Source organism: Streptomyces sp. NPDC043854, from assembly GCF_056436005.1.
Map to the genome: position 1 here is coordinate 1 of NZ_JBWKDK010000094.1, position 14,929 is coordinate 14,929.

Sequence of the window (14,929 nt, forward strand, 5' to 3'; positions counted from 1 at the left end):
GGTGCCTCCCCCCCGCTCGCCGGGGGGAGAAGCCACCCCCCCCTCTCCTCTTGCGGGTTCTCTCCTCCACCCCCCCAGGGCCGGCCCCTTTGGGGCCGGAGTCCTCCGCTTCGCTTCGGACTGTTCGAGTTCTGGCCTGACCTCCCCTGCTTCGCAGGGGAGGTGACCCCGTTTCACGGGGTCAAGGCCTTCGGCCTGTTGGGTGTCCGCTTCGCTCCCACCCCTCGGGGGAGGATCTGGTCATGCGATCTTCTGGCATCGGCCGTTCTCGATGGCGGGCCAGTACATCGCACGCCGCGTCTGGGGGCCGTAGACACCGTCTGCAGGGATCCCGACGCGCACCTGGAAGTCCCGCACGGCCTGAGTCGTGAGGGGGCCGAACTGGCCATCATTGGCCAACCCGTTGGCGCCGTTGCAGACCCTGAGCGCGTACTGCAGCGTGCTCACTGCACTACGGTCCATACCGGCCATGCCCTGACGCATGACACAGTTGGTGGTGAGGGTGAGCCAAGGGGCCTCGTTCGTGGGAGCCCACACGTTGTAGGAACCGGTCGCGACCCGCATCTGGCCGTTGCAGACAGGGGTTGCGGCGCTTGCGGTCGGAGCGAAGCCGATCATCGCGCCAATCGACAGGGCAGCCACGCCCAGGGAGTAAGCCGACGCCTCACTGACTCTCCTCATGCGGGGTGCACAACGAAAGCCCGAGACACCCCCGCAGCATCCTGGGCCGAGCTGTCCAATCTCGGCCAGATCGAAGATCATCATACGGGCCCGCTCATGCGACCTCGGCTTGTGTCGTGTGCGGTTGGGGAGTTGGGGAGGGCTGCGCCCTCCCGTGAGCGGGTCCGCTCCGCTTCCCCGCCCGGAGCCTTCCGGCTCCGCCTACAGGGGGTGTGACGCAGAGATCGTTGCACTCTCCTACACGGGACTCAGACCCAGTATCCGCCACAGCCGCATTCTCAGGGCTGGGGCTGAGTTTGGTCTTAATCCGTGTCCCTCCGAAAGCAGCTGGAAGAGGCGAACTTAGGGAGGTCGTCGCGGAAGAAGCGGATCGTCTGATCGGGTGGCTGTGGATTTGTCAGCTCATTGACTGCTGCCTCGGAAATGATCAGACAGAACTTCTTGGTCAAGGGATTGCGATCACCTGAACGGATGAGCTCCAGAGAACCTTCGTACTGACCCGCCTGGTACATCCAATTGTTGGCCCGGAACTCGAATGACGGCTGTTGAGGTTTGTCCTGGCTGACAATAAATGGGGCTGGATCGCCACTCCAGCGGGTATTGACCGTATCCGTGGATGGGTCGTAATACCATACGACGCTCTCTCTCCAGTAGAAGACCGGATGCTTCGAACGAGAGATAGAGGCAGTTGGGGTGAGCTGTAGACGCGCGTCACGGATTACTTCGACATCCTCACTCTTAAACCTGGTGGATACCGTCGGCTGCACGTAGAACCGCACGTCATTTCCGAGCTTTTCGAGACGAAAGAGGTGAGGAAGCGCCAGATCGACGTCCGGCTGGCGCTGCAGCTCGGCGAAATTGAAGAACGAAATAGCCAGGGCGACGACAGCTGTAACCGTAGCGGACCACTTGTGCACGGCCTCGAATCGTTTCCTCCTACGAGACCTCGTCGGCCTCCCCGCAGCGTCTTCCATTCCCTCACTCTGCCCGGAGGGCACAGAATTTAGTCTGCTACGTTACTCCGGATGGTCGGCGAAGCCTACGTCCGACCGTCGGTCTAACTTGTCCGGTGGCGGCGTCCTCGCCGCCACCTCTGCCGCTGGGATTCCGCCTTGCCGCCCCCGCAGGCACTGGGCGTGCCGTCCTCCCAATAGAGGTGTCAGCCACCGGGTGGACTTGTGGCGACCACCGCCGGATGACGCCACACCGGCACAGCGCCCCGACGGCAGCGGGTCGCATGAAGGGCGCCCGGCCGGAGCTGCCTCGGACCCCTGCTTGCGAGGGCGGTTCCATCTCTATACCTTGCTTCATTCTCAATACCAGATCGCCTCTGGGATCGAGGCACCTCTGGCAGGCTCACCGTTGTCAGCGATCGCTGACACTGCGCAGTGCTCAACCAACCTGCGCAGCCAGGCCGCGGGCTAGGAACTATGCAGGTCAGCGAACCAGCGCACCTTCGTTGCGCGCCTGGGGCGTGGTAAATGCCGTGGCGCGCCGGGGTGCTTCTGCCCGCCCTGACGGGAGGCGACGCCGGTTCGGGATCGTGGTGGGGTTCGTTCCGGCCGAAACCGATGATGCGTCTGTGATGCCCGCGAGCTCGCAGGTCAGCGTGGTGCTGGGGGCCGTCCACGGGAACCGTGGAGTGTTGCTGTGAAGCACGTGCGTCAGAATTCCTGATTCACCCTGGCCCTCCCGGAACGGCATTCGACGGGTCCGTCCACCAGGGAGGAAGCAAGGGCCATGGACGTCCTGCACGAACGCTGCGCCGGCCTGGATATCAGCAAGAAGGACGCCAAGGCGTGCGTCCGCACGCCGAGTACGAAGCGGCGGGGCTCCTTCACGACCGAGACCACGACGTGGGGATCGACAACGAATGCGGTCCTCGACTTGCGGGACCATCTCCTCGCCGAGCGGGTGACGCTGGTGGTGATCGAGGCGACCTCGGACTACTGGAAGCCGTTCTACTACGTGCTGGCCGAGGGCCTGAACGTGATCCTCGTCAACGCCCGGCAGGTCAAGAACCTGCCCGGCCGCAAGACGGACGTCTCGGACGTGGGCCTGGCTGGCCCAGCTCGGCGCCCACGGCCTGGTCCGGCCCTCCTTCGCGCCGCCCGAGCCGGTCCGTGAACTACGGGACCTGACCCGGGCCCGGACCACCGCCACCCGCGAACGCAGCCGCGTGGTCCAGCGACTGGAGAAACTCCTGGAGGACACCGGCATCAAACTCTCCGCGGTCGCCTCCGACATCATGGGCGTCTCCGGACGGGCCATGCTCGAAGCCCTCATCCGCGGCGAAGCCGACCCCGTCGTTCTCGCGGGCCTGGCCAAACGCAAGCTCCACAACAAGATCCCCGAGCTCACCGAGGCCCTGACCGGGCGGTTCCGCGAGCACCACGCGTTCCTGGCCCGGCTCCATCTGGACCAGTACGGCCCGGCAACCCCTACCTCAAAGGGGCCCTCGGACTCGCCGCGTTCGGCGCGGCCAGAACCAAGGGCACCTACCTCGCCGCCCGCTACAAGCGGCTCACCGCCCGCCGTGGCCCCCTCAAGGCCCTGGTCGCCGTCGAGCACTCGATCATCACCGCGATCTGGCACATGCTGAGCGACAACGTCGCCTACCGGGAACTCGGCGGAACCTACTTCACCCAGCGCAACCCCGAACGCGCCACCCGCCGGGCCATCACCCAGCTCAACCAGCTCGGCTACACGGTCACCCTCAACCCGAGGGCGACCACAGCCTGAACGACAGCCCTGGACACCCGGCGGCCTCAACAGCCACCGGGCACCCAGCCCTGCCCACACCCACCCTGACCTGCCGCTATTTACGCGTCAGAAGCGTGACGACTGCTCAGATTCACTGACCGGCGACAGATGCACTACGGGAGCTGGGCGTGGAATGGGCGTAGGTGCGCACTCGGGCGCGGAAGGAGCAGGCTCCGCTGCTCATCTAGGGTTCCTCGGCACTTCGCGCAGCTCAGGCGACTGGTAGACGACGTAGGCACGAGACATGTGGAGAAGGGTGCTTCAGTCGCTCGTACGGTCGGCAGGTGGTCCTGGCAGCATGAGTGTCAGCCCCCTTTGGCAGCATGACCCCATGAGCAAGGTAGTGAATTACAGCATGGCAAACCGTGGCTCGGTCGCACGTTTCTTGCCCGCCCGGGATCTCAACGCCGAGGAGTCGCGCCTCCTGGGCTTGATGCGGGAGAAGGCCCGGAAACGTCAGGACAGTCTCGATGCCCAGGGCGTGGACTGGGGCTTGTCGGTACACGACGCGCTGGAGGAGCTGATCGACGGCCGAGCGGACTCCACCGCCGAGTACGCCGGCAGCGCCTACTACGCAGCCCTCCAGATCGTCATCGACCACAATGCGAGCGACGCCGACACCCTGGCGAGCTACCGGAGCCCTGTCACCCTGTTCTCCGCCCTGGATGACGCGCTGAGCGCAGCAGGCGTTCCAGCGGACCTGCTGCCCTTCCAGTACATCTACAGCGGCCCGCCCTCGGAGATCGGGTTCCGCATTCCCCGCCCCCCGGAAGGTTCGCCGGAAATCGGGTGTTGGCCACTGGCCATCGCCGGGCAGGCGGTGGATGCCTACCGTGCGGTGCTGGACCGGATCGACCCCGACCTGCGGTACGACCTGGAGGAGCTGATCAAGGCTCTTGACAGCTGGTCCTCCGACTGGAACGAAGGTCGGGGAGCCTGGTGGTGGGCCGAAGACGGCTCGCTCTTCTTCTCGATCGTCGGCTAACTGACTGAACCGATATCCCAGGGCCTCCCCACCACCCGGATCGACAACCAGCCCACCCCCGAGACCACACCACATACCAGGTATCACTGAAACTGCGCAGCACTCAACCAACCTGCACAACCACAACCAGACCGCAAAACACCGCAGGCCAGACAGCTGACGCACCCAGACACTGCGCAGATTCAGTGAGCCACCACAGCACCAAGACGCTCAACCAACCTGCACAACACCAGGTCAGAAGACTAACGACTATTCAGATCCACTGACCGACGACAGACCGCTGCGCTTGACAGCGAATCCAGTCGTTCAGGCTTCCTTGTCAGCGAATCTGATCGCTCTTCGGCCCAATGCCTTTGATCCTGGTCGGAGTTCCGTCCGGGGCGAACGAGTCATGGAAGGTGAAGGCGTGCGGCACGGCGCCGTGGTCGTGGAGGTGCTCCAGCCTGGAAACCCCGTCCCGCCAGGTGGGTATCACGCCGTCGGAGACCCACCAGAGCACGTAATTTGGGTGCCCTGTCCTCTCGAACCAGTCGTAACGCCTGCTCAGCGCCTCACGGTGCAGACCGGTGTAGACGGCGTCGAAGGCGGGGCACAGGTCCGTCCAGAGCGAGAGGCTCGCGGCCAGGGCGGTGGATTCCACCGTATGGCCCTTGCCGTACCAAGTCGGTACGGCGAACTCGCCCCATGCACCCCAGTCTGCCTCGAAGAGCTCGCCCCGGTCACCGTCTGCCGCTTCAGCACGCGCAAGGTATCCGGGGTACTGACTGATCTTCCGGTAGACGGCCTCACCAATATCGTAGAACTCACGCGTGAGAGCTGCGGGATCGGTGAGAGGTGACTTCAGGACGCCGAATGTGTACAGAGCAAGATGGGGCATGCGTCTCTCCCTGGTTGGGACTGCCTGGCGTGGACCCGGTTCGGTGGCTTACGCACGGGGGCGAGGGCTCGTGGGGCCTGACCGACTCATCCCGTCGCGGCCGGCCCAGCCTGAAGAAACCCCTGCGCGACCGTGGGCGACCACCGAAGACCAGATGAAGGTAGCTGCCTCCGCGAGCCATGTCGAAATTGCAATTTCCCTGCCCAAGTGGCCTCTTACGCAGGTCCTTGCAAGAACTGGCGGTGGCGCTGCCTGCCTCCGTGAAAGTCCGCATCGGCCCATCAAATACCGAGAAGCAGCATCGACAACCCCGCTCAAGCCGGAGTGCCGGAACGACGCCATCGGCGTAGTCGGCATCGACCGGGTTGGATGACCCAGCGACCGGGTCCACTGCCAAGGGACAGGTGGATTCACCTGTCAGTCGCCGCTGACCGGACGCTCCACGGGCAGCCCTACCCCTTTGGGCGCGTCAGTTGTCACGGTCGGCCGCTTGCTTCGATAGAGCTGATCACACGGTCCGCGTAGTCGTCCGGTGGGTGACGTGGGGAATGTGTCCGGCCCCGTCGGAGGTGTGCGTATGCGCCTGGGGCAATGCACCGGAGAGTCGGTCGGTGATCGTGGCGAACCACGGCGGGCTCTCGGTGCCCTTGGGCGAGGTCGAGGCGGGGCTTGCCCGGCTCCTGGTCGCGATTCTCCTCCGGCTCAAGCGGCTCGACGGTCCGAAAGCAGGCCGCTTCGGCGGCGGCTTCCTTCGGGCGACGTCGTCGGCGTGGCAAGCTGCCGCACACGGACAGGTCGCCGGCCTTCCAGACAACCCGCGCGGTGGTCTCCATCCACCGTTCGTCGGTGAACTTCACCCCGCACCGCTTGCACACCGACCGCCGCGCCTCCCGCTCGGCCGCCCGGCGCCGCACCTCTTTCTCGTCGCCCCGCGCGGCCTGGCGGTGGAAGAGGGCGTCGCCGTCGGGGTTGTCGAGCGCGGGTTGCGGTGCGCGCGCTGCAGCTCGCCGCCCAGTTTGAGCAGGGATTCGGCCTGTGGGTGCGGGAGAGGAAGTTCGCCGCCCAGACAGCGAGGGTCGGTTTCCGGAGTGCGGCGGTGCGGTGCGCGGTGGCGGCGTGTCCCGGCAGGCCTGGGCCGCATGCGCGTCGCGGGCCGCGATGAACTCACCGGCCGTAGCCCGTACAGCTCCGAGATCACCGCGTCCACGTCCATAACCCCCACCATGCGCCTGTCGGAAGGCGTCTCGCGATCAGGCACGCTGCCGGCCATCGCCAACGCCGCCGCCTACACCACGTGGCCGCTGCGGAGCGGTGATTACGGGCCCGGCGGGAAACTCGGCCCTTGGCTCGCAGCCGAATACACAGCCGTGCACGGCGAGAAGGCCCCGCGCCCCTGATGGGCGGCCCACGCCATGACTCGACCTTCTCAGCAGCCACTGACACTCCAGATGCCCAGCAGCGGTGTCAATTCTCATCGACCGATGCCAGTTCTCACCTACGCAGCCACAGGTGGCGAACCCCTCCGGGGACGGCGGTACGACGTACCCCCAACACCTCGCACCAAAAACCAGCGACGCGCTCTGGTTCCGCGCAGTCGGGGTCACTTGGAACTGCTTGATCGATGCCTTCGGTCCACCGTAACAGGCGGAGTTCGCTGCTCATCCGGCGTACAAGACGCGCAAGTTGACGGGAGGACGGCCCTTGCGGGCCGTCTCCCGAGTGACGACCGGAACCGCACCCCGAGCCGGGGCCGCCCGAGGGGACCCCGGCTCGGGTCCCCGCCCGTCGCACGAGGGCGTCAGGCGCGCATCCGCTCCAGGGCGTGCCTGACCGTCCCGCTGGGCTCGCGGGGCGCGGCGCGCACCTCTCCCAGGGCGAGTACGGGCCGCACGGTGTCGACCAGATCGACCAACAGGTCGGCCGTGGAGGCCCAGAGGTACGCGCTCCAGTCGCCCCCGCCGGCCCACGGGGACAACAGGAGGAGTCTCTGTTCGTCGCCGGGACCGGCGAAGCGCCGCTGCTCCTCGCGGTCCGTTCTCGTCACAGGACGCGTCTCGAGCCGTCGCCCGAGGGCATCGAGCTCCGCTGCGGTGACCTGCGTGGCGGTCGCCTGGAGCATGCCGGAGCCGCGGAGCAGCGCGAAGTCCCACACCCGCGTGTAGACCCATTGGGCGAACGTGTCCGCGTGCGGCATCCACCCGCCGGGCTGCACGCCGTCCCAGGAGAGCAGCACGGGCGGGTCGTCGGAACCGTCCAACTGCGCCGCGAGGCAGTAGACGCCCTGGTTCTCCTGCAGGAACGGCAGCAGGTCGTGTGCCAGCGGGTCGAACTCGCGTTCCTCCTGCTCCTCCAGGCCCTCCGGCCATTCCTCGTCGTCGGTCGGCCAGTAGAACGTCTCCGGTCGGCCGAGGCTCTCGACCGGGTAGACGTGATCGGCGTGGCGCGCCGGTTCCAGGATCGTGGTCGCGGCGGCGAGGGAGTACCAGTCGCGTACCGACCGGGGAAGTACCCGACCGTGCTGCGCCGCGAGCGCGTCCAATCGGGCAACGGCCGCATCCGAGCGTTCGGCGCGCGCATCCGCGAGAGCCAGGGCGGTCGCCAGGTAGTCCATGTCCCTCAACCGTTCGTCGTCGACGTGGCGCGTCTTTCGCGCAAGCGGATCTATATCAGGCCGCGCCGACCGCCGGACCATCGGCGCCGGTACCGTGACAGCTGCCGCTGGCCACGGGCGGTCGTGGTGTCCCGCAGGTAGTCGATCTCCGGGTCGGCTTCCTGGGCTCAGCGGGCTGACGGGCCCCTGGTGTCGCGGGGGTACCGGCTCGTGCAGCCGGCCGCAGAACACTGCGGCGCCCGACGTCCCGCTCCAAGGCGGCGGACGTCGCCCCTTCCAGGGGTGTACGGTCGGCGGCAGGACGAGTTCGCGGGGCTGACCCACGCCGAAGGCGTGTCCCGCTGCGACGGCTGCGGCGCCCAACGGTTCAGCGAGCACGGGTCGCTGCATCCGCCCGGACTGCCGCAGGCCGGCGCCGACTCAGAAGACGAGCCAGTACACCAGGAAGGCGAAGACCGCGATGAAGGGCGACGCCAGCACCACGTACCAGAGCAGGAAGGCGATGAACGCAAGGACGTCGCCCACCGTCCTACGGTCCCGCGGGTCGTCCTTCCGCCGGGCCGGCGCCGCCGGCACCGGCATCGACGCCCGGCGCTCTCGCTCGCGTTCGCGCTCGTAGAGCCTGACACCTTCGGCGACCGCCTCCTTCATCTCGCGTCTGTCGACGCGTCGAGAACGCTTGATGCCCTCCGCGATCGCACGCTCCAGGTCACGCCTTTCGCGCCTGTCCACTCGCCGTTCCCCCACCCATTCAGTCACATGAACCTACGGACCCCGTACCGGAGCGGCGCCGGCCGCCGCGTCCCACCGGAATTGCAGGCCGTGATCCCAGTCCCCGCCGACCAGCAGGCGCATCGCAACCGACGCGGCAGCAAGGGCGGCCGGCCACCTGCTTTCGACCGCGAGGCCTACAAGCCGCGCAACACCGTCGAACGCTGCATCAACCGCCTCGAGCAATGGCGCGGCATCGCCACCCGCTACGAGAAGACCGCAACCGTCATCAGGTCGACCGGGTCTCCGCTCCGGGCCGGGCGGTTCGGATCCGCACGTCTGGTCGGCCTCGCGTCGTCGACTGCCACGGCAAGGAACGCGTCGCGTCGGGGCGGCGTTGCTCCGTTGGCTGTTGTGCGTGGCGCCTGTGTCACACCAGTGCCGCGCCGCCGTCTATCGCGAGCGTGGTGCCGGTGACGTAGGCGTTGGACAAGACGAAGAGATAGGCCGCCGCGGCTTCCTCGGCAGTGCCGACACGCCGCGTGAGCAGTTCGGACCCGGCGTCCTGGAGGAAAGCCTCCGGGTCCGGGACACTGCCGTCCCACAGCTCGGTGCGGATCACACCGGGCTGGATCACGTTGACGCGCAGAGGGGCGAGTTCGACGGCGAGTGCCCGGGACAGGGCCTCGATGCCGCCGGTGATACCTGCCGTGAGCGCGGTTCCGGACAGGGGGCGGATCGCGAGGACGCCGGAGCTGAAAGTGATCGAGCCGCCGTCGCGCAGTCGCGGTGCAGCGCACTTGGCGGAGAGGAACGCGCCCCAAAACCGGCGCTCGAAGACGGCCCTGGCCTCCTGCGGGGTGGTGTCGACCAACGGCTTGATCAGCAGAGATTCGCCCGCGGTGTAGACGAGGTGGTCGAACTCCCCGACCTGCTCGAAGAACGCGGCGATGGCGTTGCCGTCGGCGACGTCCAGGCGGCGGCCTTCGGCCGGCTCGCCCAACCGCTTCGTCGCGGCGTCCACGCGGTCCTGATTGCTGGAGGCGACCACGACGTCCGCGCCAGCCGCCGCGGCCTGTTGGGCTACCGCGAAGCCGATGCCGGAGGTTCCACCGATGATCACGATCTTCTTGCCAGCCAGAGACATGGGATCCATTCCTTCGTCGATGCAGTGCCGGGGTTCGGCAACCGCCATGGCAAGAACGTACGCCTCCACATCGAGACGGTGAATGACTTGAAATCTCAATTCCCTGTCATATCGTCTCGCCGTGCAGGCACTAGAGTGGCGCTATGGACATCCTGAGCGACACCCTCGAAGTCCTGCGGACGGGACGCCCGATGGTGACTCGCACCGACGCGCACGCCCCGTGGGCCCTGAAGTTCCAACCCATCTCAGGAGCCGGATTCCACGTGGTCGTGGAAGGACACTGCCACCTGCTGCCACCGCACGGCCGACCGCTCGCGCTCGGACCCGGCGACATCGTGTTCCTGCGGCGCGGCAGCGGACACACCCTGTGCGACGTGCCGGACCGCGATCCGGTGGAATTCGTACCCGAGCGCGTGGACCGTTCCTCGCCGATCGGCCAGGTCACCGTGGACGGACCGGGGCCGCACACGGTGCTGGTGTGCGGCGCGTACGCGATCGACGTTGATCGCCCGCATCCGCTGTTCAGCGATCTACCGGAGGTCATCCACCTCCCCGCGGTTCCCGGTCGCCACCCGGTGCTGCGCTCGGCGGTCGATCAGCTGTGCGCCGAGTTCCACGCGCCGCAGCCGGGCTCGGACTCGGTCGTCACGGCGCTCATCGATCTGCTGCTGCTGTACATCCTCCGGTCGTGGTACGCCGAACTGCCGAAGGAGCGGACCCGGGGTTGGGTGGCCGCGCTGACCGACCCGGCAGTCGCCCCGGCCCTGAAGGCGATCCACGACGATCCCGGCCATCCCTGGACCGTGGAGTCTCTGGGCACCCGCGCCGGGCTGTCCCGCGCGGCGTTCGCCCGCCGCTTCGCCTCGGTGGTCGGCGAGCCGCCGCTGACCTACCTGACCAACTGGCGGATGGCCACCGCGGCGCGCTTGCTGCACCAATCGCCGACCCCGCTGAGCACAATCGCGCAGCACACGGGGTACACGTCGGAGTTCGCCTTCGCCAAAGCTTTCAAACGACACTTCGGATCGCCGCCGGGGGCCTACCGCAAGCAGGTCAAGACGGCAGGCGACGAACCACGCGGATACAACTGACGGTGAGGGCCAGGACATCACCGCAGCGGCTTGGGAAGCGGTGGTCGCTGCCGATCCCGGCCTCGCGGTGGCCCCGATGTGGTGGAGCGCCGGGCGGATCGTGTCCAAGAACCCGAGCGATACGGTGATCGCGACGATGCGCGAGGTAGGTTCTGGAGGCGAAGGTCCAGGTTGACGGCGGCGATTACCACGACGCCTGATGCGTGCGGACACCGCGAGATGATCAAGGGTTTGTGTGGACTCTTGAAGATCGTGCGGTGGCCGCGGGCCGTAGCGTAGGCCCTGCTCGATCGCAGCGTTGTTCGACCAGGCCATGGCTCGGATTGCAGGCCTGTTCGGGCGAGTGGAACCTCGGGCCGCGGCCCGCGCCTATCTGCTCGGATTGCTTTCCGGGACCGAGCGCAAGAACTGCTGGCAGTTGGCGGAGCACGCCGGCCATAGCCGTCCCGGTCCGATGCAGCGGCTGCTGCGGTGCGCCTCTTGGGACGCGGGTGCGGCCCGCTCCCAGCCCCCGGGGGGCGGGGGGGAGCCATGCCGCCTTACACCGAGACCCACCCCGCGCGGTTCATTGCCGCCTTTTTCGGCTCCCTCACCGCGTCCACGGTTCGTGGCGACCCGGCGCGAGAGGTGATGGAGCGCCACTTCACACGGGACGTCGTCCAGATCAGCGACGGTATCCGGCTCGATCACGACCGCCTCCTCGCCCACCTGCGGCCGGTCCGCAGGAACGTGACCGACTGGCCTTTCGAGGTGCACGGAGCCGTTGCCCACGGCACCCGCATCGCAGCCCGCCTCACCATCCACGCCCAAACCCGCAAGGGCGGTGCCACCGCCACCGACGTGCGCCTCTTCGCGGCGTTCACGACGGAGGTCCTGCACTGGCTGCCGCCTGGTGCTGCCCCGAAAGACGTCTCCGAGGCCCGAGTACGGGCCGGACCGGTCGCTGATGGCCCGGCAGCTGGCCAAGGCCGCCGAGCTGTCCACTGCCGGTCACAAAGTGGCTGCTCAGACGGTGGCAAACTACCGCGCCGCTACCAGGCCGACGAGGTCGTCGGGCTCGCGGACCACCATCCGGTCCGCAAGAAGCGCGAGTTCGCCGTAGGCGACGCCGTGGTCGCGGCCAGGCGGGCAGTGTGTCATCTCCGGCCCTGCTGACTCGCGCAGGAGCGCCGTGCTCCGGCGGGTACCTCGACCGCCGCGCCGACGGCCACCTCGAGTACGCGCGTTTCGGCGGAACCGGCGTGCTGGTGCGTCCCACCCTCGGCAAGGACCCGCGAGCTGCCGCCCTCCCCGCGCGGAGGGACCCGCCCGATCATCGTGCGCGGACAGCGGTTTTTTGGCTGCATTCTGGTCTTGTCAAAGAGATCCAATAGGGGGCATGGAATGTGGTCAGTGGTGTCAACGGACGAGATACATGCGGAAGATCGGTTCGACTGGTACTCCGACATCGTGTCGAGCGAGGTGATGCCCGCCACGCTCAGCTGCGAGCGGCCCGCCGCGTTTCAGGGTGAGGCCGCGGTGCTCGACCTGGGAGCGATCCGCGCGTCGAGGTTCTCCCTGTCGCCCCTGCGTTCTCGGCGTACGGCCGCGATGATCCGGCGCGGCGACCCGGAGGAGTACCAGCTGGCCCTCTTGCGCAAAGGAGCCACGTCGCTGTCGCAGCACCGGAGCGAGTGCACCATCGGAGCCGGTGACCTCATGCTCTGGGACACCTCCCGGCCCTCCGACAACCAGATGCCCGCCACGGGCGGCGAAGTGCAAGCCACGATCCTGATGCTGCCCCGTAACATCCTGCCGCTGCGCACCCAGCGCCTGGACCAGGTGCTGGCCCGGCGCATACCAGGCGACCGGGGCATGGCCGCGATCCTGGCGTCCTTCATGACCTCCCTCGAAGACCACGGCGCCGAATGCACACAGGAGGAACTGCGTCGTCTCAGTACGGTCGCCGTCGACCTCGCGGCGGCGTGCCTGGCCCAACAACTGGATGCCGACGACCTGCTCCCCGCGGAAGTCCGGACGCAGGCGCTGATGCAGCGGATCCACGCCTTCATCGAGCACAACCTCGGCGACCCCGAGCTGAACCCCGCGGCCGTCGCCGCCCACCACCACATCTCGGTGCGCACTCTCCACCAGCTCTTCCACGGCCAGGAGGAGGGCGTCCACGCCCGGATACGCCGTCGCCGCCTCGAGCAGTGCCGCGCGGACCTCGCCGACCCTGCCCTCCGCGGCCGCCCCGTGGGCTCCATCGCCGCCCGTTGGGGCTTCAGCGGACCGGTGGTATTCAGCCGTTCCTTCCGCGAGGCGTACGGCGTCAGCCCGACCGAGTTCCGTGCGCTGAGCGTCAATGTATTCCGCACGGAGCGTTCAGCGTGACCACCGTTTTCGGCCTAGATTCGGTGACGCCGGAGCGGGAGGGAACTCTCCGGCAGCCGTGGTGAAACCGGGCCCGAGGCGCCAGGGACACGTCGCTCCGGCCGCTGCCACACGCTCTGCCCTCGCCGTCCCTTTGACACTTATGGAGAACACGCACGTGAAGCGCACCCTGGCCGTTCTGACCACCCTCGCCGCAGCCGTCGGCGGCATCCTGGTCACCGCCCCCACCGCCGCGGCGGCCGACGGCTACTGCACCGTATCCAAGGGCGTCAGCCAGGGCGGGTACTGGACCAAGGTCCCCGCGACCAGCGGCGGATCCACCTCTTGCATCATGGCCCGGGGGGCCAGCAACCCGGCGGTCGAGGAACTCCAGCTCGCCCTGAGCATCTGCTACGGCAAGGACACCGGGGGGATTGACGGCGTCTACGGCGCCAAGACCGAGGCGGCCGTACGGTCGCTGCAGAGCGCGACCGGCCAGAAGGCCGACGGGATCTACGGGCCCAACACCCGCAACGTCGTGGAGTGGCGCTGGTACGCGAACATCGACGCGAAGTGCGACCGCCTCTGACCTCCCTTGGTACCGCTCGCCGCGGTACCCGACCGCCTCGGGCCGACCGTTGCTGAGCACCCCTGCCGAGCGCAGGGCCTGACAGTCTCGATCAAACCCGGAACGGTTCACCCCATCAGCCATCACGGAACGAGAAACCACCCTCAATCAGACAGAAAGCTGTCATGCATCAATGACGCGCCCAAGCCCCGCCACCACACCCCCAACTCACAAGCCCGATGGCCGTAGCGAAGTTTTCCAGGGACCCGCGCATCAGGGTCCACGGACTTTGCGGATCGGCCTCCCCTGCCAGCACCAGCCTGCGCAGCGCGTCGGCGTGCGCCACCCCGGCGCTGTAGAAGCTGCGGATGAGCGTCGACGCCGCGTACATGCCCAGCGGTGCATCGTCAGCCGCAAGGCTGCTCGAAGGCTGCGGTGCCGGCAGTTGCTGGTACGCGCCCTCCCCGCGCAGGTTCTCCACATCCCTGAACAGCGGCTGCAGGTACGAAGCATCGAATCCTGACCTTGTCATGCCCGGCAGCGTACGGTCGGCGATGGCGTCCCGCTGAGTGGTGTAGCCGGTCGTGGGGTCCGGGAACGCGCGGGTGACGCTGGCCTCTGTCGCCCAGGTGATCCGCTACTGGATGACCTCGTAGATCTCCTTGTAGCCGGATACCGCGTTGCTGTTAAACGCGTCGATCAGTGACTGGGCGTTCTCATCTGGATTCACGAAGAACGCTCGCTCCATGGTGAAGTACTGGTCGAGGCTGTCGAATTCCCATTGGCAGACGACCGTATCCATGGGACCGGCGTAATCGACGTAGATTCGCCGGTTCGCGTACCCCGCCTCTTCAAACAGCTTGGTGAGGGCCTTGAACGCCGCCACGATCTCCGGCGCCTTCCCGCGTTCAGCTTGGTAGACCTCGCGCATCATGTACATGATGTGCCCCTGCTTTCCTGCTCGAGCAGTAATCGACTGGCCAAGCGGTGCAATTTCATGCTAAATCACCAAAATGCCGCCCGCATGCCAAGCGAGTCCGGTGATCAGTAAGGGCTGTCCCGTAACTGCTATGGGAGGGCTGGTGCCATGCCCTACGGCTGAACGCACCGCGCCAGCTGGCCGTACTTCATGCCGCTGGAGTA

14 protein-coding genes and 5 pseudogenes are annotated in these 14,929 nt (G+C 67.3%); 10 read left to right on the plus strand and 9 right to left on the minus strand.

Annotated elements, in window-relative coordinates; genetic code table 11:
* Window positions 1–240: 240 nt before the first annotated feature.
* Together AC068A_RS36230 and AC068A_RS36235 are read right to left on the minus strand one after the other, a co-directional pair.
* The gene (locus tag AC068A_RS36230; RefSeq protein WP_478590550.1) at window positions 241–642 is read right to left on the minus strand and encodes a peptidoglycan-binding domain-containing protein; all 402 of its coding nucleotides are present in this window, start codon (window positions 640–642) and stop codon (window positions 241–243) included.
* Window positions 643–983: 341 nt separating this feature from the next.
* Window positions 984–1,598 (minus strand): hypothetical protein, encoded by a 615-nt coding sequence (locus AC068A_RS36235; protein WP_478590551.1) that lies wholly within the window; start codon window positions 1,596–1,598, stop codon window positions 984–986.
* A gap of 823 nt (window positions 1,599–2,421) precedes the next feature.
* On the opposite strand from AC068A_RS36235, the pseudogene AC068A_RS36240 reads away from it, so the two are divergent.
* Window positions 2,422–3,423: pseudogene (locus tag AC068A_RS36240) on the plus strand (IS110 family transposase).
* A 352-nt stretch (window positions 3,424–3,775) separates the two neighbouring features.
* Complete coding sequence (locus tag AC068A_RS36245; RefSeq protein WP_478590552.1) at window positions 3,776–4,429, plus strand: DUF7691 family protein; 654 nt, start codon at window positions 3,776–3,778, stop codon at window positions 4,427–4,429.
* Between the two features lie 319 nt (window positions 4,430–4,748).
* Here AC068A_RS36245 and AC068A_RS36250 read toward each other — a convergent pair whose 3' ends face one another.
* Window positions 4,749–5,306, minus strand: a complete 558-nt coding sequence (locus tag AC068A_RS36250; RefSeq protein WP_478590553.1) for a DUF3291 domain-containing protein — start codon at window positions 5,304–5,306, stop codon at window positions 4,749–4,751.
* Window positions 5,307–6,529: 1,223 nt separating this feature from the next.
* Here AC068A_RS36250 and AC068A_RS36255 point away from each other — a divergent pair.
* Window positions 6,530–6,703 carry a hypothetical protein gene (locus tag AC068A_RS36255; RefSeq protein WP_478590554.1) on the plus strand — a complete coding sequence of 58 codons (174 nt, stop codon included), beginning with the start codon at window positions 6,530–6,532 and terminating at the stop codon, window positions 6,701–6,703.
* A gap of 111 nt (window positions 6,704–6,814) precedes the next feature.
* On the opposite strand, the pseudogene AC068A_RS36260 reads toward AC068A_RS36255, so the two are convergent.
* Window positions 6,815–6,925, minus strand: a pseudogene (locus AC068A_RS36260) (VOC family protein); the annotation flags it as partial.
* Between the two features lie 179 nt (window positions 6,926–7,104).
* Window positions 7,105–7,917 carry a hypothetical protein gene (locus AC068A_RS36265; protein WP_478590555.1) on the minus strand — a complete coding sequence of 271 codons (813 nt, stop codon included), beginning with the start codon at window positions 7,915–7,917 and terminating at the stop codon, window positions 7,105–7,107.
* A 282-nt stretch (window positions 7,918–8,199) separates the two neighbouring features.
* On the opposite strand from AC068A_RS36265, the pseudogene AC068A_RS36270 reads away from it, so the two are divergent.
* Window positions 8,200–8,325: pseudogene (locus AC068A_RS36270) on the plus strand (DUF6255 family natural product biosynthesis protein); the annotation flags it as partial.
* A gap of 12 nt (window positions 8,326–8,337) precedes the next feature.
* Here AC068A_RS36270 and AC068A_RS36275 read toward each other — a convergent pair.
* On the minus strand, window positions 8,338–8,649 hold the full coding sequence (locus AC068A_RS36275; protein ID WP_478590562.1) for a hypothetical protein: 312 nt from the start codon (window positions 8,647–8,649) through the stop codon (window positions 8,338–8,340).
* Between the two features lie 81 nt (window positions 8,650–8,730).
* Between AC068A_RS36275 and AC068A_RS36280 the strand changes: the two are divergent.
* Window positions 8,731–8,910: pseudogene (locus tag AC068A_RS36280) on the plus strand (IS5/IS1182 family transposase); the annotation flags it as partial.
* A 148-nt stretch (window positions 8,911–9,058) separates the two neighbouring features.
* Here AC068A_RS36280 and AC068A_RS36285 read toward each other — a convergent pair.
* Entirely contained in the window at window positions 9,059–9,823 is a 765-nt protein-coding gene (locus AC068A_RS36285) for an SDR family oxidoreductase (RefSeq protein ID WP_478590556.1), read from the minus strand.
* Window positions 9,824–9,918: 95 nt separating this feature from the next.
* Between AC068A_RS36285 and AC068A_RS36290 the strand changes: the two genes are divergently transcribed.
* The 5 genes and pseudogenes from AC068A_RS36290 to AC068A_RS36310 all read left to right on the plus strand — a co-directional run bounded on the left by AC068A_RS36290 (window position 9,919) and on the right by AC068A_RS36310 (window position 13,807).
* Window positions 9,919–10,866, plus strand: a complete 948-nt coding sequence (locus tag AC068A_RS36290; RefSeq protein ID WP_478590557.1) for an AraC family transcriptional regulator — start codon at window positions 9,919–9,921, stop codon at window positions 10,864–10,866.
* Between the two features lie 313 nt (window positions 10,867–11,179).
* Window positions 11,180–11,368 (plus strand): annotated as a pseudogene (locus tag AC068A_RS36295) (transposase); the annotation flags it as partial.
* 29 nt (window positions 11,369–11,397) lie between these two features.
* On the plus strand, window positions 11,398–12,021 hold the full coding sequence (locus tag AC068A_RS36300; RefSeq protein ID WP_478590563.1) for a hypothetical protein: 624 nt from the start codon (window positions 11,398–11,400) through the stop codon (window positions 12,019–12,021).
* A gap of 228 nt (window positions 12,022–12,249) precedes the next feature.
* Entirely contained in the window at window positions 12,250–13,239 is a 990-nt protein-coding gene (locus AC068A_RS36305) for an AraC-like ligand-binding domain-containing protein (protein WP_478590558.1), read from the plus strand.
* Window positions 13,240–13,396: 157 nt separating this feature from the next.
* Window positions 13,397–13,807, plus strand: a complete 411-nt coding sequence (locus AC068A_RS36310) for a peptidoglycan-binding domain-containing protein (RefSeq protein ID WP_478590559.1) — start codon at window positions 13,397–13,399, stop codon at window positions 13,805–13,807.
* A gap of 169 nt (window positions 13,808–13,976) precedes the next feature.
* On the opposite strand, the gene AC068A_RS36315 is transcribed toward AC068A_RS36310, so the two are convergent.
* A complete protein-coding gene (locus tag AC068A_RS36315) occupies window positions 13,977–14,318 on the minus strand; it encodes a hypothetical protein (RefSeq protein WP_478590560.1) in 342 nt (113 codons plus the stop codon).
* A 105-nt stretch (window positions 14,319–14,423) separates the two neighbouring features.
* Window positions 14,424–14,726 (minus strand): hypothetical protein, encoded by a 303-nt coding sequence (locus AC068A_RS36320; protein ID WP_478590561.1) that lies wholly within the window; start codon window positions 14,724–14,726, stop codon window positions 14,424–14,426.
* Window positions 14,727–14,929 lie beyond the last annotated feature (203 nt).